The sequence below is a fragment of the Streptomyces sp. NPDC001634 genome (assembly GCF_040298185.1).
Taxonomy (GTDB): domain Bacteria; phylum Actinomycetota; class Actinomycetes; order Streptomycetales; family Streptomycetaceae; genus Streptomyces.
On record NZ_JBEOZU010000014.1, the window covers coordinates 35,165 to 56,375 of the forward strand.

Below are 21,211 nucleotides of genomic sequence, written 5' to 3' on the forward strand. Positions count from 1 at the left end.
GTGACGCCGTGCTGTTCGGGTTCGGGAGCCATGGATGAGGCATGCACGACGACGGATCGTCCAACGGGGGGCGCGCATCGCGGCCGTCGGAGGGCTGCTCATGGGAGGCCTGATGGTCACCCAGGCCCTGGCGAGCGAACCGTCCGGCACGCAGACTCCCGAGGGCACGACCGCGCAGACCGCCTCCGGGACGGGTTCCACACTGGTGTCACGGCTCGGCACCTCGCGTACCGCGGGCAGCTGGGTCGCCTCCGACGGGAAGCCCGTCGTCGCCGTGACCGACAAGGCCGCTGCCGCCGAGGTGACGGCGGCCGGGGCCCGGGCCAAGCTCGTCCGGCACAGTATGGGCGAGCTCAAGTCCGCGACGAAGAGCCTGAGTTCGGCGCCCAGGGTGTCGGGCACCGCCTGGTTCGTGGACTACAGGACCAACAAGGTGGTGGTGCAGGGCGACAGCACGGTCTCCTCGTCCGACTGGTCCCGTATGACGAAACTCGCGGGCAGCATCGGGGACTTCGTGCAGATGGAGCGCACCCAGGGGAAGTTCACCACCCGGGTGAACGGCGCCCAGCCCATCTTCTCGACCAGCGGCCGCTGTTCGGCGGGTTTCAACGTGACCAAGGGCCAGAGCGAGTTCATCCTGACCGCCGGACACTGCGGACCCGGCGGCACGCTCTGGTTCTCCGACAACACGGGTCGAACGCAGCTGGGCCGGACCGTCTCGTCGGAGTTCCCCGGCGAGGGCGACTTCTCGCTCATCCGGTACGAGAACGGTCAGGCGACCCCCGGTGACAATGTCGTGGCCATCGGGGGCGGCCGGGGTGTGCGCATCACCGCGACCGGGGATCCGGTGGTCGGTGAGAAGGTCTTCCGCAGCGGGAGCACCAGCGGTCTGCACGACGGCCAGGTCACCGCGCTCAACGCGACGGTGAACTACCCCGAGGGCTCGGTCACGGGCCTCATCCAGACCACGGTGTGCGCCGAACCGGGCGACAGCGGCGGGCCGTTGTTCTCCGAGGGCATCGCGCTCGGGGTGACGTCGGGCGGCAGCGGGGACTGTCAGTCGGGCGGTACTACGTTCTTCCAGCCGATCACCGCGGCGATGGCCGCGCTGGGGGTGCAGCTGACCGGGCAGCCGCAGGCGTCGGCCGGTGCGACCGCCCCGGCGTCCGCGGCCCCCGCGCCGAACGCCTCGCCCTCCCGGCAGAGTGCGGCCATCGCGCCCGGGTCGGCGGCCCCGGGGTCCGCGGCTCCAGGGGCGGTCCAGCAGGTCGGCGCCACCGACACCGGGGACACCTTGCTGTCCCGGCTCACCGACCCGCGGAACATCGGGCCGGGCCTGCTGGTCATCGCGGGCAGCCTCGTCGCCCTGGTGGCGACCCGCTACATCCGCACGGAACAGGAACGCAACGCCTACCGGCGCGCCTACTCGGGCACTTGGGGCTGAGCCCGGCGCGAGAACGCCGGTGAGAAGGCGCTGAGACGGGACTTCCCGCCCCCGGGCACGCGTCCGGGGGCGGGACACAGACCGAGTTCGTCGCAGACGGGGAGCACGCGGCCAGGTCATACGCGGTAACGACCGCGGGCCGGCGGAGAAAAGGTCAGGCCGCCTGCGTGGGCTGCGGGGAGGCCGCCGCCCATTCCATGACGAGCCGCTGGTACTCCCGCCGCTCCTCCATGTTCAGCGTCCCGCCGCTACGGAACCACAGCGCCCGGATCTCCTCGTTGACCTCGTCGGCGGAGCGTTCCGCTGCGGGTTCAGGAGTGGTGGACATGGCGTGAAGCATACGGGGATCGACGTGAAGGCGATGTGAGCAATCAGGCGCCTTCCGGCATTCCGGACCGTGAAGCTGATCACTCCGCGCGGAACGGGGCACGTCACCCCGCCACTACGCCGAGGACCAGCACTTGGATGGCCAGCACCGCCGCTCCACGTGCCCAGTCGTGGAAGTCGGAGACCTTGGTCTCCAGGCCGATCGGGGCGGCCATCGGGTGCCGGTTGACGCGGATCGCCTCGTCCACCGCCTCCCCCGCCACATCGATCAGGCCGACGCCCTCTCCGGCCAGAAGAATCTTCTGCGGCATCGCGAAGTTGGCGATCTGGGCGAGCAGCGTGCCCAGGGCCCGTGCCGCCTCGTCGATGACACGGGAACACATCGGCTCGCCCGCGGCGGCGAGGCCGAGGATCTCCTCGTACGTCATGTCGCGGCCCGTGGCGGCCCGGATCTGGTAGCGGATGCTGGGGATGGTCAGCAGCGAGACGGCGCTGCCGCGTTCACCGGCGGGCGTGAGCGGGCCGTACGGGTTGACGATCCAGTGCCGCCCGAAGCCACGGTCCTCCCCGGCGCACGACACCCGCTTGCCGCCCAGGACGAGGCCGTATCCGATGCCGGCGCCGATGGTGAGGACGACGAAACGATCCAGACCCCGCCCCGCGCCGAACCAGGTCTCGGCCTCGACCAGGGCGGCGACGTCGTTCTCGACGACCACGGGCAGCCCGGTGCGCTCCTCGACGAGCTCGGCCAGCGGGACGTCGCGCCACAGCAGGAAGGGGGACTCCTTGACCACGGCACGGTCCTGGACGAGGCCGCCGACGCCGATGCCGATGCCCGCGAGCGCCGGGAACCGCACGGCGAGTTCGGCGGTCATCCCGGCCAGGAGGTCGGCGACGTCCTCGGGTTCATGGCCGGCGAGCGGCCGGTCGAGCCGGGCGACGATGTCACTCCTGAGCGTGGTGACGACGCCGTAGACCATGTCTTCTGTGATCTTGAAACCGATGAAGGCACGGGATTCGGCGACCACGTCCAGCGGTTGCGAGGGGCGTCCCTGGCGCCCCTCCGCCAGGAGGCCTCCGTCGGGGACCTCGACCAGCAGGCCGGACTCGATCAGCGGCTTGGTGAGCCGGGTGAGACTGCCGGCCGAGAGGTTGAGGCGCCGCGCGAGTTCGGTGCGCGAGAGCCGGCCGTGGACGAGCACCTCGATCGCCACGGCACGCTCACCGGGGCTCAGGGGCAGCCAGCTGGCGGCACGTGTGGACATGGGGGTCAGACTCCGAAACTATTTCTTTTGGCATGGAACTAATGATGGGCACTCTACGTCGGGAACCCGGCTCCTGAAACCATCTGCGCAGACATCTTGACGAGAGGATTCTTCCGCCTCAAAAGTAAGTGGGCATCGAGGACGAGCCGCCAACGAGGAGCCACCGATGACCGTCGCCTCCAGTAGCCCTCCGTCGCGTCTGCCGCTGCACGGCGCCGCGGAGGCACGGACCACAGCGAGGGCGCCAACCCGGCCAACGCGCAGGTCGCCTCCGGCAGGGCGGCGACCGCCTTCGACGGCGCCTGGAACTTCACGACGTCCTCCTTCCCGATCACCGACTACGTGGCGGACGTGTTCGCGCTCATGCACCCCGCCATGCAGGACATCTACGCCAACGACGCGCCGGTGAGCGGACTCGACAGGACCAACAGTCAGATCAATCCGATCCTCTCCCAGTGAAGGGCACGCATTTCATGACGTTCTCGCTCGGCATCGTCGGCGCCGGCCAGTTCTCGGGCCAGTTCGCCACACTGTTCCAGGCCCACCCCGGCGTCGGCGACGTCTACGTCACCGACCTCCTGCCCGAAAGGGCCGGGCAACTCGCCGCCGCCCAGGGACTCGCGGGCACCTTCGTCTCGTACGAGGCCATGCTGGAGTCGAAGGCGGTCGACGCGGTGGCGATCTTCACCCAGCGCTGGACCCACGGCCCCCTGGTGGTCCAGGGGCTGAACGCCGGCAAGCACGTGTACTCCGCCGTCCCGATGGCGATCAGCACGGAGGAGACAGCGGCCATCATCGACACGGTCAAAGCAACCGGGCTGACCTACATGATGGGTGAGACGAGCCAGTACAACCCGGCGACCGTGCACGCCCGCAACCAGATCGCCGAGGGCGCCTTCGGACGGCTCTTCTACGCCGAGGGCGACTACGTCCACGACATGGACCTGGGGTTCTACGAGGCGTACCAGTACAGCGGCGGCGAGAACTGGAAGGCGACCGCCAGCTATCCCCCGCTGCTCTACCCGACCCACTCGGTGGGCGGTGTGCTCGGCGCCTGGAGGACGCACGCGGTGAGCGTGTCCGCGATCGGGGTGCGCGACGAGCGCGGGGACGGCGTGTTCGACAAGGACGTCAGCCAGTTCGGCAACGACTTCTCCAACGCCAGCGCGCTGTTCGAGGTGGCGGGCGGCGGCTCGTTCCGTACGAACGAGTTCCGGCGCGTCGGTTACCCCTCGCACATCCGGGAGTCGCGTTTCCGGTTCTTCGGCACCGAGGCGAGCATGGAGCAACTCGCCACGGTGGCCCTGTGGCAGGACAAGAAGGGGGTGAAGGACATCAGCGAACTGCTGGAGCCCAAGCCCACCATGTCCCCCGACGACCCGTCGCTCCAGCACATCGCCCCTGACCTGCGGGCCGCCTTCACCTCCGGTTCGGCTCCGGTGCACGACCGGTCACGGCTGCCGCGGGAGTTCGACAACCTGCACAACGGGCACGAGGGAAGCCACCACTTCCTGGTGGACGACTTCGTGACGGCCGTGAACACCCGGACCCTGCCGTCCGTGAACGCCTGGGTCGCGGCCCGCTACACGCTGCCGGGGATCGTCGCTCACGAGTCGGCGCTGAAGGGCGGAGTCCGGCTGGAGATCCCGGACTTCGGGGACGCACCGGCCTGACCCCCTTGCGTGGTCCGGCCGTTCACGCGAACGGCCGGACCGTGCGCACCTCAGGTGCCGGGCTTGCGGCCGTAGACGAAGACGTCGTCGCCGGTCTTCAGCAGCGACCAGTACTTCTTGGCGTCGGTCTTGGTCATGTTGACGCAGCCGTGCGAGCCGGGCGGGTTCCACATGCTGAGGCCGACGGAGTGGAAGGCCTGTCCGCCGTCGAAGAACTGGCTGTAGGGCATGGGCACGTGGTAGACGCTGGACACGTGGTCGATGTCCCGCCAGTAGATCCTCTTCAGTCCGGTGCGGGTCTCGTAACCGTCGCGGCCGGTGCGGACCGGGACGGGGCCGTAGACGAGACGGTTGCCGTCCTGGATCCAGCTGAGCTGGAGCGTGAGGTTGACGCAGGCGACGCGGCCCTTGTTGACGGGGCACCTCCCGTCCCTGTTGGGGTTGTTCCCCACGGCCTTCTGCTTGTTCATGAGGTCCATCACGCCCCAGGTGACGGAGCCCGCATAGCCGATGGCCGGAGTGATGCCGTGCTTGTTCTGGAACGCCTGGATCGCCTTGCAGTCGGCGGCGGACTGCCTGCCGTCGACCGGCCGGCCGAGGAACTTCTCGACCTGCTTCTGATACGGGCCGGTCTGTGTGGTGCAGCTCGCGGCGTCCGCGGGCGCCGTACCGAGCACGAGCGTGAGCGGAGCCACCAGAGCGGTGACTCCAAGTGCGACGGCTCCCCGTCTGCGTATGTCCCCCATGGCAGGCCTTTCGTCGTGGGCACGGGTTCCTGCGCGGTGCGCCTCCCGTACATGGCGCGTTCCTGCCAGATTGACCGGCCACGGGACACATCGGTTGTAGTGCGGATCGGACTGCGACAAAACGGTGACATTCCGCCTCGGCGGCGCGCGGTGCACCGGAGGGAAGCCGACGGCCGGGATCCGGTCAGAGGTCAGTGGCCGGGATGCTGACCACGATGCGGGCTCCGGGGGCGTTGTCCTCGATGCGGATGTGGCCGCCGTGGGCGGCGACGACGTCGTGGACGATCGCCAGGCCGAGGCCGCTGCCGCCGGTGTCCCGGGCGCGGGCCCCGTCCAGCCTGGTGAAGCGGTCGAAGACGCGGCTCCGGTCGGCCTCCGGGATACCGGGGCCGTCGTCGGCGACGACGAGGCCCGCGCTGCCGTCATGGACGCACAGGCTCACCTCGATCCGTTCGACGGCGTACCGGATGGCGTTGTCCAGCAGGTTGCACACGACTCGGCCCAGAGCATCGCCGTCACCGTTCACACGGGCCGCGCTGACGGCGCGCTGGTCGATGACGAGAGCGGTGCGCCGACGGGCGTGGCTGACCTCGTGGAAGACGATCTCCTCCAGGTCCACGGGGCGTTTGCGCAGCCGGGGCCGGGCATCCAGGCGGGCCAGCCCCACGAGGTTGTCGACGAGCCGGGACAGCCGCTCGCTCTCCTCTATCAGAGCGGGCCCGCGGGCGCGCCAGTCCGCCGAGCCGGGGTGCCGGACGGCCACCTCCAACTGGGTGTGCAGGCTGCTCAGCGGGCTGCGCAGCTCGTGGGCGGCGTCCGCGACGAACTGCCGCTGCCGCTGCGTCGAGACGTCCAGCCGGGCGAGCAGGTCGTTGAGGGTACGCGCCAGCCTGCCCAGCGCGTCGTCGGCGGGCGGTACGTCCAGACGGCGGCCCAGGTCACAGGCGGTGATCTCGGCGGTCTGGGCGCGCAGGGCCTCCACGGGCCGCAGGGCCCGGCCGGTCAGCAGCCAGACGACGCCGGTGAGCACGGCGACGGCCGACGGTACGGCGATGGCCAGGCCCACGGTGAGCTGGGCCAGGTTGTGTTTCACGGCCGCGGTGGGTACGGCGACGTACACGGTCACCGGGCTGCGGCTGCTTCCGGCGGCGAGGGCCACCGCGCGCCAGGTGCCGTCCCCGTTCAGGGGCAGGCCGTGCACGCTGTGGGCCTGTGGTGTGCCGGAGGAGGTCGGTGCGAAGTCGAACAGCGCCCGTTTGCCCGCCAGGTTCGCCGAACTGGACAGCACGGCACCCCGGGCGCCGATGACCTGGACCGCGGTATCGCCGTCGCCGGAGGCCGGAAGGGTACGGGCGAGGCTGCCGTTGTCGACGTTCGCGGCGATGACCTGGGCCCGCTGGAGCGCGGTCTGGTCGAGCCCGGTGATCAGGCTCATGCGCAGCCAGACGACCAGCAGGCAGGCCGCGCCGACCAGAGCCACGGCGATGATCAGGGCCGCCGCGGCGGTCAGCCTGAGGCGCAGGGAGCGCCGGGCCCACCACGCGGGGACGGTGATGCCCACCGGTTCACCTCCCGGTGCCGCTCAGACGGTAGCCGGCTCCACGGACGGTCTCGATCGTCCGGCGCCCGAACGGTGCGTCGATCTTGCGCCGGAGATAGCCGATGTAGACCTCGACGATGTTGGTGTCCCCGTCGAAGCTCTCGTCCCAGACGTGGTCGAGGATGGCCGTCTTGCTGACCACCTCGTCGGGATGCCGGAGCAGGAATTCCAGGAGCGTGAACTCGCGTGCGGTCAGGGTGATCTCCCGGCCCGCCCGGTGGCAGCGGCGTCGGGCCGGGTCCAGAGCGAGGTCGCCGGCCGCCAGCACGGCGGGCCTGGCGGGCGCCCCGCGGCGCAGCAGCGCCCGCAGATGAGCAACCAGCACCACATAGGAGAACGGCTTGCTCAGGTAGTCGTCGGCCCCGAGGTCGAGGGCGTCGGCCTCGTCGTACTCGCCGTCCTTCGCGCTGAGGATGAGCACGGGCGTCCACACACTGGCAGCCCGCAGCCGCTTGAGGACCTCGTATCCCGAAAGGCCGGGCAGCATCAGATCCAGCACGATCACGTCGTGCGGCTCGTGGACGGCCCGCCACAGCCCGTCGACGCCGTCGTAGACGACATCGGCGACGAAACCCTCCTCGGCGAGCCCATGGGCGATCGCCGCGGCGAGCCCCCGTTCGTCCTCGATCACCAGCACTCGCATGACCGACCTCTCTTCCACCCTACGAAGAGATGGTCACGGCCGCGCGCCGGGTACGCCCGGTGACGGCACCCCTCCGGGTGGTCACCAGATGCCCCTCCTTTCTCAGGCTCCTCTCAGCGACCGTGCCGCAGGCTGAGATCAACGGGATGAATCTGGGCTTCGTGCCCGTCAGCCGAAGGAGAGACACATGACGATCGTCCGACGCAGGGTCGCACTCATCGCCGGCACGATGCTGCTGGCCGGCGCGGCGAGCAGCGGTGTCGCGATGGCGAGCACGCCCACAGTGGCGCCGACGGTGGCGCACACCAACATCCAGACGAACCACGGCTGCGGCTGGGGTGGCTGGAACAGCTGGGGCAACAACTGGGGCAACAACTGGGGCGGCTGGCGAGGCGGCTGCAACTTCCGTGGCGGCTTCAACCACGGCTTCGGCAACGGCTTCTTCTTCAACCGCGGCTTCAACGGCTTCGGCTTCAACCGCGGCTTCAACGGCTTCGGCTTCAACGGCTTCAACGGCTTCAACGGCTTCGGCTTCGGTGGCTTCAGGGGCGGCTTCGGAGGCTTCGGAGGCTTCGGAGGCTTCGGAGGGTACTGACAGCATCTGATCGCATCGCCGCGTGCCGGTCCGGGCCGCTGTGCCCGGACCGGCGCGTGCCGTCGGGGCCAGGCCCGGAGCCCGTGCCCACCACCGATCACGCCTCAGGCGGCCGCGCGCACCCGGTCCCGGTGGGCGCGGACGAGGTCCGCGTACCGGTGTCCGCTGCCCTTGATCGTACGGACCTGGCTGCGGTAGTCGACGTGGACCAGCCCGAAGCGCTTGTCGTAGCCGTACGCCCACTCGAAATTGTCCAGCAGTGACCAGGCGAAGTACCCGGCCAGCGGGGCACCCTTGCGGGCCGCCGAGGCACAGGCGGCAAGATGCCGCACCAGATAGTCCTGGCGCTCGGGGTCCTCGACGGTGCCGTCGGGGTGTACGACGTCGGGGAAGGCGGAGCCGTTCTCGGTGACGTACAGCTTGCGGGCGCCGTATTCGTGGGTGAGGCGCAGCAACAGGGTCTCGATGCCGCTCGCGTCGATCTCCCAGTCCATGCCGGTGCGCGGTACGCGGGGGCGGCGCACCGCGCGGGCGCGGGGGGCGGGGCCTGTGGGGTCGTCGGCGACGGTGGCCGGGAAGTAGTAGTTCAGGCCCAGCCAGTCCAGGGGCGCAGCGATCGTCTCCGGGTCACCCGGGCGCTCGGGCAGTTCTACGCCGTAGACCTCACGCATGTCCGCCGGGAAGCCGCGGCCGTGGACCGGGTCCAGCCACCAGCGGTTGACGTGGCCGTCGTGGCGGCGAGCGGCCGCCTCGTCCTCCGGGCGGTCGCTGGCCGCGAACACCGTGGAGAGGTTGTTGACGATGCCGACCTCGGCAGCCGGGGCGGCCGCGCGGATCGCCCGGGTGGCCAGGCCGTGGCCGAGGAGCAGGTGGTAGGAGGCGCGGATCGCGGCGGTCAGATCGGTGAGGCCGGGAGCCATCCGGCCTTCGAGGTGACCGATCCAGGCCGAGCACAGGGGTTCGTTGAGGGTGGCCCAGTGTGTGACGCGGTCCCCGAGCCGTTCGGCGACGGCCGCCGCGTACGCGGCGAAGTGCTCGGCCGTGTCCCGTTCGGGCCAGCCGCCCCGGTCCTGGAGCACCTGCGGCAGGTCCCAGTGGTAGAGGGTGACGGACGGGGTGATGCCGGCCTCCAGCAGCGCGTCGGTCAACTCGTCGTAGAACGCGAGGCCCTTGGGGTTCACCGGGCCGTCGCCGCCCGGCATCACCCGGGGCCAGGCGATGGACAGCCGGTAGGCGTTGGTGCCGAGTTGCTTCATCAACCCGATGTCCTCGCGCCAGCGGTGATAGTGGTCGCAGGCGACGTCGCCGTGGTCGTCGTTGTCGATCTTTCCCGGGGTGTGCGAGAAGGTGTCCCAGATCGACGGGGAGCGGCCGTCCTCGGCGACGGCCCCTTCGATCTGGTACGCCGATGTGGCCGTGCCCCACAGGAAGTCGTTCGGGAGTGCGGCGAGGTCGATGCGTTCGGACACGTAAGTCCCTTCGGAACGGGGCGGGTTCACTTGACGGCGCCCGCCGTCAGTCCCGCGACGAGATAGCGCTGGAGCAGCAGGAAGCCCGCGACCACGGGAACGCTCACCACCAGCGACGCGGCCATGATCTGGTTCCAGTAGACGTCGTTGAGCGTGGAGTAGCCCTGAAGGCCGACCGCGAGGGTGCGGGTGGTGTCGTTGGTCATCACGGAGGCGAAGAGCACCTCGCCCCAGGCGGTCATGAAGGCGTAGACGGCGACCGCGACGATGCCGGGGATCGCGGCCGGCACGACGATTCTGAACAGGGCGCCGAGCGGTCCACAGCCGTCCACCAGCGCCGCCTCGTCCAGGTCCTTCGGCACCGAGTCGAAGTACCCGATCAGCATCCAGATCGAGAACGGGAGGGAGAAGGTGAGGTAGGTCAGGATCAGACCGCCGCGCGAGCCGAACAGGGCGATGCCGGTGGCGTTGCCGATGTTCACGTAGAGGAGGAACAGAGGCAGAAGGAAGAGGATGCCGGGGAACATCTGCGTCGAGAGCACGGTGACCGTGAAGACCCGCTTGCCGCGGAAGGTGTAGCGGCTGACTGCGTACGCCGCGAACACCGCGATGACCACCGAGCAGACGGTCGCCGAGCCCGCCACGATCAGCGAGTTCACGAAGTACTCCGCGAGCGGCACCGTCGACCAGATGTCGATGTACGGGCGGATCGTCAGGCCGCTGGGCAGCCAGCGGAACTTGCCCGTCACATCGGCCAGCGGCTTCAGGGAGCTGGAGATCATCACGTACACCGGCACCAGGACGAAGCCGGTGAGCAGCGTGAGGAAGATCCGCCGGGTCCAGAGGAAGGAGCGCGGCGGGGCCATCGGGGAACCGGGGCTATACATCGGCGGTCCTCCGTCCGCGCGAGGTGAGCAGGAGGTAGACGCCCGTCACGACGAGCAGGAAGAGCAGCAGCAGGACGGACATCGCGGAGCCGGTGCCGAAGTTCCAGGTGACGAACGAGGCCTGGTAGATGTGGACCGAGATGAGGTCGGCGGCTTCGGGGGCGGACTTGCCGAACAGGACGTACGGCGTGTTGAAGTCGTTGAAGGTCCACAGGAACAGGACCAGGACCAGTACTTGGTTGACGGGGCGCAGTGACGGGAGCGTGATGCGGCGGATCTGCTGCCACAGCCCGGCTCCGTCCAGGGCGGCCGCCTCGTAGAGCTCGCGTGGGATGTTCTGCAGTCCGGCCATGACGATGAGGAAGGCGAACGGCCAGCCCTTCCACACCGATACGACGAGCAGGGCGACGAAGCTGTTGTCGCCGATGAGCCAGAAGGACGGCTTGCCGGTGAGGTGCAGCTGGTCGTGCAGGACATGGTTCACCAGGCCGTTGTCGTGCTGGAACATGAACACCCAGGTGATGACGGCCGCGTAGACGGGCAGTGCGTAGGGGACGAGGAAGAGCGCCCTGAGCAGGCCGCGGCCCCGGAAGGTGTCCTGCATGCAGATGGCGGCGGCCGTGCCGATGAGCCAGCACAGGCCGACCGACAGCAGGGTGAAGCCGACGGTGACGAAGAAGGAGTGCAGCAGTGCTTCGCCGACGGGGGCGTCGAAGTCCACCGACACCTTGTAGTTGTCGAGGCCGGACCAGGGGGCGCTGCCCCAGTCGCGGATGTAGAACTGCGTGAGCTCCTTGAAGCTCATCACGATGCCGATCACCATCGGCACCAGGTGGACCAGGAGTTCGAGCAGCAGGGCGGGCAGGAGCAGCAGATACGGCAGTCCGATGCGGCGGATCCGCCCGGTGCGGCGCGGGTCGCGCGCCGCACCGGGGGAACTCCTGCGCACCGTGCTCTCGCCCACCTCGACGGTGGTCGTCATCGTGCTCACTTCGCCGGCATCTGCTGCTGGGCCTTGAGGAGCGCCGCCTTCACCGAGTCGGTGGTCACCGGGCGTCCGGCGGCGGCGTCCGCGAACAGGCCCTTCACGGCCGTACCGACCGCCGTCTCGAACTGCGACTCCTCGGCGACCTGGGGCAGCGCGGCGGCACTGGTGGCCAGGGTGTCCTTGAGGACGGCGTTCGCGGGGGTGGTGAACGCGGCGTCCGACTGGGCCGACTTGACCGGCGGGATGGAGCTGTACTCCTTGTTGAGGATCTTCTGCTCCTCGTCGCCGGTCATGAACTTCACGAACTTCGTGGCGCCGTCGAGGTTGTGGGTGTTCTTGAAGACCGCGAGGTTGATGCCCGCGACCATCGAGTTGACCTGGGTGCCGGTGCCGGGGGTGCCGGACTGCACGGGCACCGGGGCGATGCCGTACTTGTCCTCGCTCATGCCCTGCGAGGTGAGGTTGGCGGTCGCGGACTGCCACAGCAGCATCGCCTGCTTGCCCTTGGCGAAGTCGCTGACGGACTGGTTCTGCGCGTACTCGGCGTCGCCGGTCGGGACCACCTTGTCCTTGGCCATCAGGTCGACGTACTGCTTGACCGCCGCGACCACGCCGTCGCCCGTGAAGTCGGGCTTGCCGTCGGCGGTGAAGAAGTCGGCGCCGTGCTGCTTGGCGAAGACGAAGACGTGGTGGATGTTCTCCGCCAGGTTCGAACCCTCGGCGCCGAGGGCCGACTTGCCCTTCGCGGATATCTTCCTGCCGTCGGCGATCAGCTCGTCCCAGGTGGCCGGGGGCTTGGCGATGCCGGCGTCGGCGAAGATCTGCTTGTTGTAGTAGAGCGCGTACGCCATCGAGTACAACGGCACGGCCGCCGGGTCCTTGCCCTGCGCGCCGGTCGAGCCGAGCGCCGAGTCGACGAAGCGGTCCTTGCCGCCGATCTTCCCGAGGTTCTTGGCGTCCCAGGGCAGCAGCGCGCCGGTGGCCTGAAGGGAGGCGCTCCAGGTGTTGCCGATGTTCAGCACGTCGGGGCCCTGACCGGACGTGGTCGCGGTGAGGATGCGGTTGAGCAGGTCCGACCAGGGAACGACCTCCAGCTTCACCTTGATGCCGGTCTGCTTCTCGAACTTGTCGAGCTCCGGCTGGAGGACCTTCTTGTCGACCTCGATGCTCGCGCCCTGGTTGGACGCCCAGTACGTGAGCGTCTTCGGCGAGTCGTTCGACCCGCCGCCCGTCGACGATCCGCCTCCGCAGGCCGAGGCGGCAAGGGCGAGAGACAGGGTGACGGCGCCTGTGGCCGCGGCTCGGATGCTGCGCATGGTTCGACTCCCGAATCCCATCAGGGCTTAATTTAGGACGTGAGTTAAACGGGGACAGGTAGGCGCGTCAAGGGTTTCAACACACTTCAGTGATTCCGGTCCCGCCCCTTGACCGCCCCGGTTGAAGGGATGAACCATTCAGCGGCGAGAGAGCGCTCCCCGCCCCCACACCGTTCACTTCCTGAACCTGGAGAGCCGCCCATGCCCCCTGTTTCCCCTTCCGTCGGCCGCAGAACCGTCCTCGGCGCCGCGGCAGCGGCCGCCCCCGTCCTGGCGGGCCTGCCCACCCCGGCAGCGGCCGCCCCGTCGCGCAGGAGCCCGCGCGCCCTGCCCGGCGGCGGCGACCTCGGCCCGAACGTCCTTGTCTTCGACCCCGCCACACCCGGCATCCAGGAGAAGCTCGACGAGGTCTTCCGGAGGCAGGAGTCGGCGCAGTTCGGCACGGGGCGCTACGCACTGCTGTTCAAGCCCGGCACCTATCGCGGCCTCAATGCCCAGATCGGCTTCTACACCTCCATCGCCGGCCTGGGCCTGTCCCCCGACGACACGACCATCAACGGGGACGTGACGGTCGACGCGGGCTGGTTCAACGGCAACGCCACGCAGAACTTCTGGCGTTCGGCCGAGAATCTGGCCCTGGTCCCGGCCAACGGGACCAACCGGTGGGCCGTCGCCCAGGCGGCGCCCTTCCGCCGTATGCACGTCCGCGGCGGCATCGACCTCTCCCCCACCGGCTACGGCTGGGCGAGCGGCGGGTACATCGCCGACAGCCGGATCGACGGCCAGGTCGGGCCGTACTCGCAACAGCAGTGGTACACCCGCGACAGCGCGATCGGCAGCTGGCTCAACGGCGTGTGGAACATGGTGTTCTCGGGTGTCGAGGGCGCACCGGCGCAGAGCTTCCCGAATCCGCCGTACACCACGCTCGACACGACTCCCGTCTCCCGCGAGAAACCCTTCCTTCACTTCAGTGGCGGCGAGTTCCGCGTCTTCCTGCCCGAGAAACGGACGAACGCCCGCGGGGTCACCTGGGGCAACGGCACGCCGAGGGGCACCTCACTGCCGCTGTCGCGGTTCTACGTCGCCAGGCCCGGCGTCACCGCGGCCACGCTCGACCAGGCACTGGCCCAAGGACTTCACCTGCTGCTGACCCCGGGCATCTACCCCCTCGACCAGCCGATCCGGGTGAACCGCGCGAACACCGTCGTCCTGGGCCTGGGTTATGCCACCCTCGTCCCGGAGGGCGGCGTCACGGCCCTGAAGGTCGCCGATGTCGACGGCGTACGGCTGGCCGGATTCCTCATCGACGCCGGACCGGTCAACTCCGCCACGCTGCTCGAAGTCGGTCCGGCGGGCTCCACCAGGGACCACTCGGCCAACCCGACCACGGTCCAGGACGTGTTCGTGCGTATCGGCGGGGCGGGGGCGGGCAGGGCCACCACCAGCATGGTGATCAACAGCCGCCACACCATCGTCGACCACACCTGGGTCTGGCGGGCGGACCACGGCACCGGTGTCGGCTGGGACACCAACCGGGCCGACTACGGCATCGTCGTGGGCGGGGACGACGTCCTCGCCACGGGCCTGTTCGTCGAGCACTTCAACAAGTACGACGTGCAGTGGTACGGACAGCGGGGCCGCACCATCTTCTTCCAGAACGAGAAGGCGTACGACGCCCCGAACCAGGCCGCGATCCAGAACGGCCCGGTCAAGGGCTATGCCGCCTACAAGGTCGGCGACAACGTGACCACGCACGAAGCATGGGGTCTCGGCAGCTACTGCTATTACAACGTCGATCCCGGCATTGTGCAGCACCACGGCTTCGCCGCCCCGAACGCGCCGGGCGTCAGGTTCCACGACCTGCTGGTCGTCTCGCTCGGCGGCAACGGCCAGTACGAACACGTCATCAACGACACCGGAGCGCCCACCTCGGGCACCTCGACCACACCGTCGACGGTGGTCTCGTATGCCTGACAGCCCGGGTGCACAGGGGCCGCGCCCCGGAATGCGCCGGGGCGCGCGCCCGTCAGCGCTCCAGGAAGTCGAAGAGTTCCTCCCACCGGCGGGTGATCACCTCTGGAGCAAAGCGCCCCACGTTCTCCCGTGCCCGCTCCCCCATCGTGTCGCGCAGGTTCTCGTCGGCCATCAACCGTACGAGATGGCGGGCGAGTTCGGAGGTGTTGCCGTGCCGGGCCAGCAGACCGTCCTCTCCGTCCCTGACGATCTCGCGCACGCCCGGGGAACAGTCGAACGCGGCACATGGCACACCGCAGGCCATTGCTTCGAGCAGGACGAGCGGAAACCCCTCGCCGCGGGAGGACTGCACGAGAACGGACGACCGCCCGAGCGCCCCGGTCACGTCGTCGGTCTGCCCGGCCCACTCCACCGAGTCGTCCAGGCCGAGCTCCGTGCACTGCTGCCGCAGCGCGTCCTCGTGGTCGCCGGCCCCGTAGATGCGCAGGATCCAGCCGGGTTGCCGGGGCGCTGACTCGGCCCACACGTCCAGCAGCAGGTCGACGCCCTTGGCATGGCTGAGCCGCCCGATGCTGGCCACCACCTTCTCCGTGCGCGGCGACGGGGATCGGGGCGTCACCGGCAGGGGGTTGGGCATGAAACCGACGTTGTTGAGGCCCTCCCCGACCCAGAGGTCGGCGTCCTCCTGGGTGAGAACCAGCAGCCGGTCCACGCCCCCGTAGTACTTCTGCACGCGCTCGAAGCGCGAGGAGCGGCGGGAGGCCTCGAAGGACTCGTGGCTCATCCCGATGACCGGGTGTCCCGCGGTGTCCGCGAGCGCCACCCACTCCATGGCCCACACCTGGGTCACGATGATCACGGCGCCGGGCCGCGCGGCACGGAACACCCGGGACAGGCGCTCCGCGGCGGCGCGTCTGTCCGCCTCCTGCCGTCGGAGCGCCGGATCCCAGCGGCCGAACGGGGTGTGCGGCCGACGGCGGACGGGGGGCCGCCGGTCGTACAGGGTCTGCATCTCGAACGGCGGATTCCCGCCGAGGTCCATCGGTACGTCGGCCGGGGAGATGCCGATGACCTTCACCCGGTGGCCGCGTTCCGCGAACAGGCGGGCCATCTGGGCCTGCCAGCGGCCCACACCGCCGAGTTCGTTGACCTCGTTGGCGACGAAGATGATCTCACGCTGTGTCATCGGGCATCTCCCCCAGGGCCGAAGAAGCGGTCCACGATGCGAGCCGCCGCGTCCCCGTGGTCGTACTCGCCGTACTTGTCCACGAACTCCTTGAGCCGCGCCTCGTACCGGTCGCCCACGGCAGGCAGGTCGGACAGCGCGGTGAAGAGTTCGTCCTCGGTGCCCGCGACCGGACCCGGCGCCTCTTCGCGGAGGTCGAAGTACGTGCCGCGGATGTCCTGGGAGTACTCCTCCCAGTCGTAGGCGTAGAACACGAGCGGCCGGCGCAGCAGCGCATAGTCGAACATCACCGACGAGTAGTCGGTGATCACGGTGTCGGAGAGCAGGAGGAGCGGGGTGATGTCCGGTTCGCCCGTCACGTCGATCACTCGGCCCGCCACCGACGGCGGAAGGGTGACCCGGTTGAGGTAGTGGGAGCGGACCAGGAGCGTGTACCGGTCCCCGAAGCGGTCGGCGAAGCGTTCCACGTCGAAGGGGAACTCGAAGTCCCGTACGCCGCCGTCGGGACGGGCGCGGAAGGTGGGCGCGTACAGCACCACGCGGCGGTCCGGGCGGATGCCGAGGCGTTCTGCGAGCCGGCGCAGGGCCGGATCGGAGGCCTCCGGGTCCCGGGCCGCCCGCACGAGGGCGTCGTTGCGCGGATAGCCGGTGCGCAGCAGTTTTCGCTCGGGGATGCGGTAGGCGCGGGCGAGGGTGCGCACGTCGTGTTCGCTGCGGACCACGAAGTGGTCGAAGCGGTCCAGCGCCTCCTGGTAGGAGAGCTGTTCCTGTTCGGACATCACCCGGTAGCCGGGCTCGTCGAAGCCCATCCTTTTCAGGGCCGAGCCGTGCCACGTCTGGATGTAGGTGGTCTCCGGGCGTTTGGCCAGTCTGAAGGGGAAGCCCTGGTTGTCGATCCAGAACTCCGCCTGCGCCAGCGCCCTGAGGTAGCGCCAGGACCACCGGCGGACGAGTTCGACGTCCTTCGGGAAACCCTCGGGGCGGTCTCCCGAGTAGGCCCAGATGGCGGTGACGGGCAGCCGGCGGCGGCGCATTTCCTCGTGGATGGCCCGGGGGCTGTCGCTGTACTGCTTGCCGAGGTGGCTCTCGAAGACCACGGTGCCCTTGCGGACCGGGAGCAGCCGCAGCATGCGCTGGTAGGCCTGGACCTTGCGCCGGCCCGAGGCCAGGTCTCTCTTCACGGCGCGGAGCGTGCGGTAGGTGCCCTTGACGGTCCTGGCCGCAGAGCCGTGCAGATTGCGGTCCACGACGGCGCGTCCACGGCGGGCGGCCGTGCCGTGCTGGGTGAGCCGGAAGGCCAGATGCCCCTTGGCGGAGACCTGCGGTTCGAGCCGGTCCGCCACGAGCCGGCTGAGTCGGGGGCGTACGAGCACGGACGGGGCGTTCTCCAGATCGACGCGTCCGGCCGTGAGCCGGGTCGTGGTCCGCTTGCCGTTCGCGGTCAGATGCAGCCGGACGTCCCACACCTCGTCGACGACACCCAGCGGCCGGAAGCGACCGGTCAGCGGGACCGCGGCCTGCCAGGTGATCGCGTCGCCCGCGTGACGGACCGTACGCACCGGGAACCGGAAGGTCTGCAGGCTGCGGCGACGGGCGCGGAACTCCAGCTCGGCGGTGAGGCGTGCGTCCGCCGGCACGGTGTGCAGCGGGTTGACCACTGTGCCTTCGAGGACCACCAGGTCACCGCGGACGGCGTACTCGGTGAGCAGGTTGCGCAGGAACATCCGCTCCAGCGGTCTGCCGTGGTAACCAAGGCCGGTGACGTCCATGACGTCGCGCGCCTTCGGATCGTCCAGGTGTTGATCGCACCAGTAAACGCGACCGTCGCGCTCGGCGAGCGGCGCGGAGATCTTGTTCCGGTTGATCAGCGTGTCGACGGCCGGCATCAGGTTGTCCCAGTCCTCCTGCATCAGCAGGTAGGCGCAGATGGCGTGCACCCGGTCCAGTTGGCCGTACGCCGCCTCGGGGAAGTCCTGGACATAGCCGCGGGCGAGCTCCGCGAAGCGATGCCGGTAGTCGTTGTCGAGGAAGGGCAGGTCGCGGAGGTAGAGGACGAGGTCGTGCTTGAGGAACTTGGTGTCCTTGTGCAGCTTGAGCTCGTCGAGGCCGCGCCGGTCCAGTACGGCGTCGATACGGCGGTGGATCTCCAGCCGGTCGGTGAAGTTGTTGATCTCATGGCGCCGGTTGCTGATCGACTTGGTCGTGGTCTTCTCGGCCACGTGCCAGAAGTAGACAGTGTTGGGGATCAGGGTGATCCGTCCGGCCGCCAGATAGGCCTGCGCCGAGAACAGCAGGTCCTCGTAGTGGATGCCACGCGGGAAGGCGAGCCCGTTCTCGACGAGGAAGTCGCGCCGGTAGCACTTGTTCGTCGACAGGGTGTCGAAGACGAACAGGTCCGGCAGCTCGGCGATGGACTCGACGGTGCGAGTCGACCGGTACAGCCAGGGGTACCAGGGGATCCTCTTGTCGTGCCGGCTGTCGGTGTGCACCCGGACGCAGAGTCCCGAGACCAGGTCGGCACCGCTGCGGTCGGCCGCCTCCAGCATGTTGCGGCACGCGTTGGGCTCGAGGGCGTCGTCGCTGTCCAGGAACATGACGTACCGCCCGCGGGCCACGGCCATGCCCTGGTTTCGCGGCTCTCCGCAGCCGCCGCTGTTCTCGGACAGCCGGATCGCGCGTACGCGGCCGGGGTGGGCGGCGGCAAGGGACTGGGCGACCTCGTACGACTCGTCGGTCGAACAGTCGTCGGCGATGATCGCCTCTACGCTGCGCAGCGTCTGGTCGAGCACGGAGCGTACGGCTGCCGGGAGGCGCCGGGCGTCGTTGTAGACGATGACGACGACGCTGATGTCCGGCTCCGCCCCACCTGACTCGGGGGTATCGATCGACACGGCCACCTCTCGTCTCGGATGTCGGCTCTCCGGACGGCGGCCCCGTCACCGCTGCGGCTCTGCGGCGCCCGCGATGGCAACCCGCGGACAGGGGTGCGCCCCGGTTGGCTCTGGGCCGCCAACCCTACAACTCGTAGGGTTGCGTTCTGCAAATCGCGACGGGCGAGGGCGGCGCCCTGCCGCCCCTCCACGCTACGTGAAGGTGCCGGGGCTGGGCCCGCACCGGCGGTGGGGCGGGCGTGGCGATTCCATGACGAAACCCGAGTCCACCGGGGCGTCGGCCACGCCGCGGGCATGGCGATACGGCCGCACCGGTGCGGGAACACCGGACGCCGGGCGGCCGGATGTCCCGCATCAGTACGCCGGATAGTCCGGGCTCCACTGGGTCTGAGCGACCGCCTCGCGCAGCGCCTCCTCGGTCGCCTTCGGGGCCACCCCGTCCTCGACGGCGGCGAACGCCGCGGCCACCGCGATCTCCCGTGCCGCCTCCCGCATGCCGCCGAGCGGCGGCAGCAGCGGCGGCGGGCCCGGGAGACCGGCGGCCGCCTCGGTCGCCCGCCGGGCCACGGCACGCGCGGCGGCCACCAGCATCCGGTCGGTGACCCTGGTCGCCCCGCCGGCCGCCACCGCGAGTCCGATGGCCGGGAAGATGTACACGTTGTTGGCCTGTGCGACCGGAACCTCCCGGCCGTCCACCGTGAGCGGCGGAAACGGCGAACCGGTCGCAATGAGCGCCCTCCCGTCCGTCCAGCGGGCAAGATCCGCCGGCTCGGCCTCGGCGTGCGAGGTCGGGTTGGACAGCGGGAAGACGACGGGGCGCTCGCAGGTCGAGGCCATCTGGCGCACGATCTCCTCGGTGAACGCGCCATGCGCCGTCGACAGACCGATGAGCACCGTCGGCTCGACGCGGCGCACCACCTCGGCGAGCCCGGTGCCTTCCCAGCCGGCCACCTCGTCGTCCGCGCGTGTGTAGACCCGCTGCTCGTCGGTCAGGTCGGTGCGCGAGGCGGCGAGCAACCCGTCGACGTCGACGAACCAGAAGCGCCCCGCGGCCTCGGCCTCGGAGAGTCCTTCGTCGACGAGTGCGGCGCGGATCATGTCGGCGACGCCCACGGCGGCGGAACCCGCCCCCAGCACGACCAGCCGCTGCTCGGTCAGCGGCGTGCCGGCCACCTGACACGCCGTGGAGAGCGCCCCGAGCACGACCGCCGCCGTGCCCTGGATGTCGTCGTTGAAGGTGAGGAGCCGGTCGCGGTAGCGGGTGAGGATCGGCCGGGCGTGGACGGTGGCGAAGTCCTCCCACTGCAGCAGTGTGCCCGGCAGCTCCGCCTCGACGGCCGAGACGAACGCCTCGATCATCGCGTCGTACTCGGCACCGGTGAGCCGGTGCTCCCGTCTGCCCAGATAGCGCGGATCGGACAGCAACTGTTCGTTGTCGGTGCCGACGTCGAGCAGGATCGGCAGGGTGCGCGCCGGGGGAAGGCCGCCGATGGCGGTGTAGAGGCTGAGCTTGCCGATCGGGATGCCCATGCCGCCGACGCCCTGGTCGCCGAGACCGAGGATGCGCTGGCCGTCGGTGACGACGATGACGTCGACGGCACCCTTGTGCGGGCGGTTGTGCAGGATCTCGCGGAAACGGTCGCGGTCCTCCCAGGCCAGGAACAGGCCGCGGGGCCGCCGGTAGATCTCGCTGAAGCGGCGACACGCCTCCCCGACGGTCGGTGTGTAGACGATCGGGAGCAGCTCTTCCAGATGCTCGGTGACCAGGCGGTAGAAGAGCACCTCGTTGGTGTCCTGCAGTTGCCGCAGGTAGATGTGCCGGTTGAGCGGCTTGTCGTAGGCGAGGAACGCCTGGTGGGCACGGGCGACCTGCTCGTCCAGGGTCTCGACGGCGGGCGGCAGCAGCCCGTCCAGGCCGAGCGCCGCGCGTTCCTGGCGGGTGAAGGCCGTGCCCTTGTTGAGCAGCGGGTCGGCGAGGATCGCGGCGCCGCGGGCGGTGATCTGTCCGGTGATGTGGGTCATCGTACGGTCCAGTGAAGAGGGGTCGAGCATTCTCTTCCCTGTGTCCCGCTCGTGTACCGTCCGCACCGCCGGGAAGACGAAAGCCTTCACCTGTTCGCCGGACCGGAGTGCGGGCCCCGGTCGGATCGCAGCGAAGTGCTCCGACCGAACCTCGGCGAGCAACACGTCCGCCGCGCCGGACGCCC

General features: G+C 69.6%; 16 protein-coding genes and 1 pseudogene. 5 read left to right on the forward strand and 12 right to left on the reverse strand.

Features of this window, described 5'->3' with window-relative positions:
• Positions 1-34: 34 nt before the first annotated feature.
• Complete coding sequence (locus ABT186_RS11670) at positions 35-1,444, forward strand: S1 family peptidase (RefSeq protein ID WP_351233232.1); 1,410 nt, start codon at positions 35-37, stop codon at positions 1,442-1,444.
• Between the two features lie 154 nt (positions 1,445-1,598).
• Here ABT186_RS11670 and ABT186_RS11675 read toward each other — a convergent pair whose 3' ends face one another.
• The gene (locus ABT186_RS11675) at positions 1,599-1,784 is read right to left on the reverse strand and encodes a hypothetical protein (RefSeq protein WP_351233230.1); all 186 of its coding nucleotides are present in this window, start codon (positions 1,782-1,784) and stop codon (positions 1,599-1,601) included.
• Between the two features lie 91 nt (positions 1,785-1,875).
• Positions 1,876-3,036: an ROK family protein gene (locus tag ABT186_RS11680; protein WP_351924757.1), complete on the reverse strand. Its 1,161-nt coding sequence runs from the start codon at positions 3,034-3,036 to the stop codon at positions 1,876-1,878.
• A 225-nt stretch (positions 3,037-3,261) separates the two neighbouring features.
• On the opposite strand from ABT186_RS11680, the pseudogene ABT186_RS47940 reads away from it, so the two are divergent.
• Together ABT186_RS47940 and ABT186_RS11685 are read left to right on the forward strand one after the other, a co-directional pair.
• Positions 3,262-3,495: pseudogene (locus ABT186_RS47940) on the forward strand (sugar ABC transporter substrate-binding protein); the annotation flags it as partial.
• Between the two features lie 14 nt (positions 3,496-3,509).
• Complete coding sequence (locus ABT186_RS11685; RefSeq protein WP_351233252.1) at positions 3,510-4,709, forward strand: Gfo/Idh/MocA family protein; 1,200 nt, start codon at positions 3,510-3,512, stop codon at positions 4,707-4,709.
• Positions 4,710-4,759: 50 nt separating this feature from the next.
• On the opposite strand, the gene ABT186_RS11690 is transcribed toward ABT186_RS11685, so the two are convergent.
• From ABT186_RS11690 to ABT186_RS11700, 3 genes are all read right to left on the reverse strand, one after another.
• Positions 4,760-5,455 carry a L,D-transpeptidase gene (locus ABT186_RS11690; RefSeq protein WP_351924759.1) on the reverse strand — a complete coding sequence of 232 codons (696 nt, stop codon included), beginning with the start codon at positions 5,453-5,455 and terminating at the stop codon, positions 4,760-4,762.
• Between the two features lie 184 nt (positions 5,456-5,639).
• The gene (locus ABT186_RS11695; RefSeq protein WP_351924761.1) at positions 5,640-7,016 is read right to left on the reverse strand and encodes a sensor histidine kinase; all 1,377 of its coding nucleotides are present in this window, start codon (positions 7,014-7,016) and stop codon (positions 5,640-5,642) included.
• A gap of 4 nt (positions 7,017-7,020) precedes the next feature.
• Positions 7,021-7,698 (reverse strand): response regulator transcription factor, encoded by a 678-nt coding sequence (locus ABT186_RS11700; protein WP_351233222.1) that lies wholly within the window; start codon positions 7,696-7,698, stop codon positions 7,021-7,023.
• A gap of 187 nt (positions 7,699-7,885) precedes the next feature.
• Between ABT186_RS11700 and ABT186_RS11705 the strand changes: the two genes are divergently transcribed.
• Entirely contained in the window at positions 7,886-8,293 is a 408-nt protein-coding gene (locus ABT186_RS11705; RefSeq protein ID WP_351233220.1) for a hypothetical protein, read from the forward strand.
• Between the two features lie 104 nt (positions 8,294-8,397).
• Here ABT186_RS11705 and ABT186_RS11710 read toward each other — a convergent pair whose 3' ends face one another.
• From ABT186_RS11710 to ABT186_RS11725, 4 genes are read right to left on the reverse strand one after another with little or no spacing between them, the layout of a single operon-like run.
• Positions 8,398-9,762: a GH1 family beta-glucosidase gene (locus ABT186_RS11710; protein ID WP_351233218.1), complete on the reverse strand. Its 1,365-nt coding sequence runs from the start codon at positions 9,760-9,762 to the stop codon at positions 8,398-8,400.
• A 26-nt stretch (positions 9,763-9,788) separates the two neighbouring features.
• Positions 9,789-10,649: a carbohydrate ABC transporter permease gene (locus ABT186_RS11715; protein ID WP_351233216.1), complete on the reverse strand. Its 861-nt coding sequence runs from the start codon at positions 10,647-10,649 to the stop codon at positions 9,789-9,791.
• Entirely contained in the window at positions 10,642-11,631 is a 990-nt protein-coding gene (locus ABT186_RS11720; RefSeq protein ID WP_351924841.1) for a carbohydrate ABC transporter permease, read from the reverse strand. The genes ABT186_RS11715 and ABT186_RS11720 overlap by 8 nt, the downstream gene beginning before the upstream one ends.
• Positions 11,632-11,636: 5 nt before the next feature.
• Complete coding sequence (locus ABT186_RS11725) at positions 11,637-12,953, reverse strand: ABC transporter substrate-binding protein (RefSeq protein WP_351236569.1); 1,317 nt, start codon at positions 12,951-12,953, stop codon at positions 11,637-11,639.
• Between the two features lie 201 nt (positions 12,954-13,154).
• Here ABT186_RS11725 and ABT186_RS11730 point away from each other — a divergent pair, with 201 nt between their 5' ends.
• Positions 13,155-14,927: a pectate lyase-like domain-containing protein gene (locus ABT186_RS11730; protein ID WP_351924763.1), complete on the forward strand. Its 1,773-nt coding sequence runs from the start codon at positions 13,155-13,157 to the stop codon at positions 14,925-14,927.
• Between the two features lie 52 nt (positions 14,928-14,979).
• Here the strand turns inward: ABT186_RS11730 and ABT186_RS11735 are convergent, their stop codons facing one another.
• The 3 genes from ABT186_RS11735 to ABT186_RS11745 form a co-directional block, all read right to left on the reverse strand.
• Complete coding sequence (locus tag ABT186_RS11735; RefSeq protein WP_351236572.1) at positions 14,980-16,113, reverse strand: glycosyltransferase family 4 protein; 1,134 nt, start codon at positions 16,111-16,113, stop codon at positions 14,980-14,982.
• Positions 16,110-19,004: a bifunctional glycosyltransferase/CDP-glycerol:glycerophosphate glycerophosphotransferase gene (locus ABT186_RS11740; RefSeq protein ID WP_351236574.1), complete on the reverse strand. Its 2,895-nt coding sequence runs from the start codon at positions 19,002-19,004 to the stop codon at positions 16,110-16,112. Before ABT186_RS11740 ends, ABT186_RS11735 begins: the two co-directional genes overlap by 4 nt.
• 354 nt (positions 19,005-19,358) lie before the next feature.
• A complete protein-coding gene (locus ABT186_RS11745) occupies positions 19,359-21,026 on the reverse strand; it encodes an NAD-dependent malic enzyme (RefSeq protein WP_351924765.1) in 1,668 nt (555 codons plus the stop codon).
• Between the last annotated feature and the right edge of the window lie 185 nt (positions 21,027-21,211).

Excerpts from the sequence above, each read along its gene's own strand:
- ABT186_RS11670 (WP_351233232.1), top strand. The coding sequence starts at position 35 with ATGAGGCATGCACGACGACGGATCGTCCAACGGGGGGCGCGCATCGCG.
- ABT186_RS11675 (WP_351233230.1), bottom strand. The coding sequence starts at position 1,784 with ATGCTTCACGCCATGTCCACCACTCCTGAACCCGCAGCGGAACGCTCC.
- ABT186_RS11680 (WP_351924757.1), bottom strand. The coding sequence starts at position 3,036 with ATGTCCACACGTGCCGCCAGCTGGCTGCCCCTGAGCCCCGGTGAGCGT.
- ABT186_RS11685 (WP_351233252.1), top strand. The coding sequence starts at position 3,510 with ATGACGTTCTCGCTCGGCATCGTCGGCGCCGGCCAGTTCTCGGGCCAG.
- ABT186_RS11690 (WP_351924759.1), bottom strand. The coding sequence starts at position 5,455 with ATGGGGGACATACGCAGACGGGGAGCCGTCGCACTTGGAGTCACCGCT.
- ABT186_RS11700 (WP_351233222.1), bottom strand. The coding sequence starts at position 7,698 with ATGCGAGTGCTGGTGATCGAGGACGAACGGGGGCTCGCCGCGGCGATC.
- ABT186_RS11705 (WP_351233220.1), top strand. The coding sequence starts at position 7,886 with ATGACGATCGTCCGACGCAGGGTCGCACTCATCGCCGGCACGATGCTG.
- ABT186_RS11715 (WP_351233216.1), bottom strand. The coding sequence starts at position 10,649 with ATGTATAGCCCCGGTTCCCCGATGGCCCCGCCGCGCTCCTTCCTCTGG.
- ABT186_RS11720 (WP_351924841.1), bottom strand. The coding sequence starts at position 11,631 with ATGACGACCACCGTCGAGGTGGGCGAGAGCACGGTGCGCAGGAGTTCC.
- ABT186_RS11725 (WP_351236569.1), bottom strand. The coding sequence starts at position 12,953 with ATGCGCAGCATCCGAGCCGCGGCCACAGGCGCCGTCACCCTGTCTCTC.
- ABT186_RS11730 (WP_351924763.1), top strand. The coding sequence starts at position 13,155 with ATGCCCCCTGTTTCCCCTTCCGTCGGCCGCAGAACCGTCCTCGGCGCC.
- ABT186_RS11735 (WP_351236572.1), bottom strand. The coding sequence starts at position 16,113 with ATGACACAGCGTGAGATCATCTTCGTCGCCAACGAGGTCAACGAACTC.
- ABT186_RS11745 (WP_351924765.1), bottom strand. The coding sequence starts at position 21,026 with ATGACCCACATCACCGGACAGATCACCGCCCGCGGCGCCGCGATCCTC.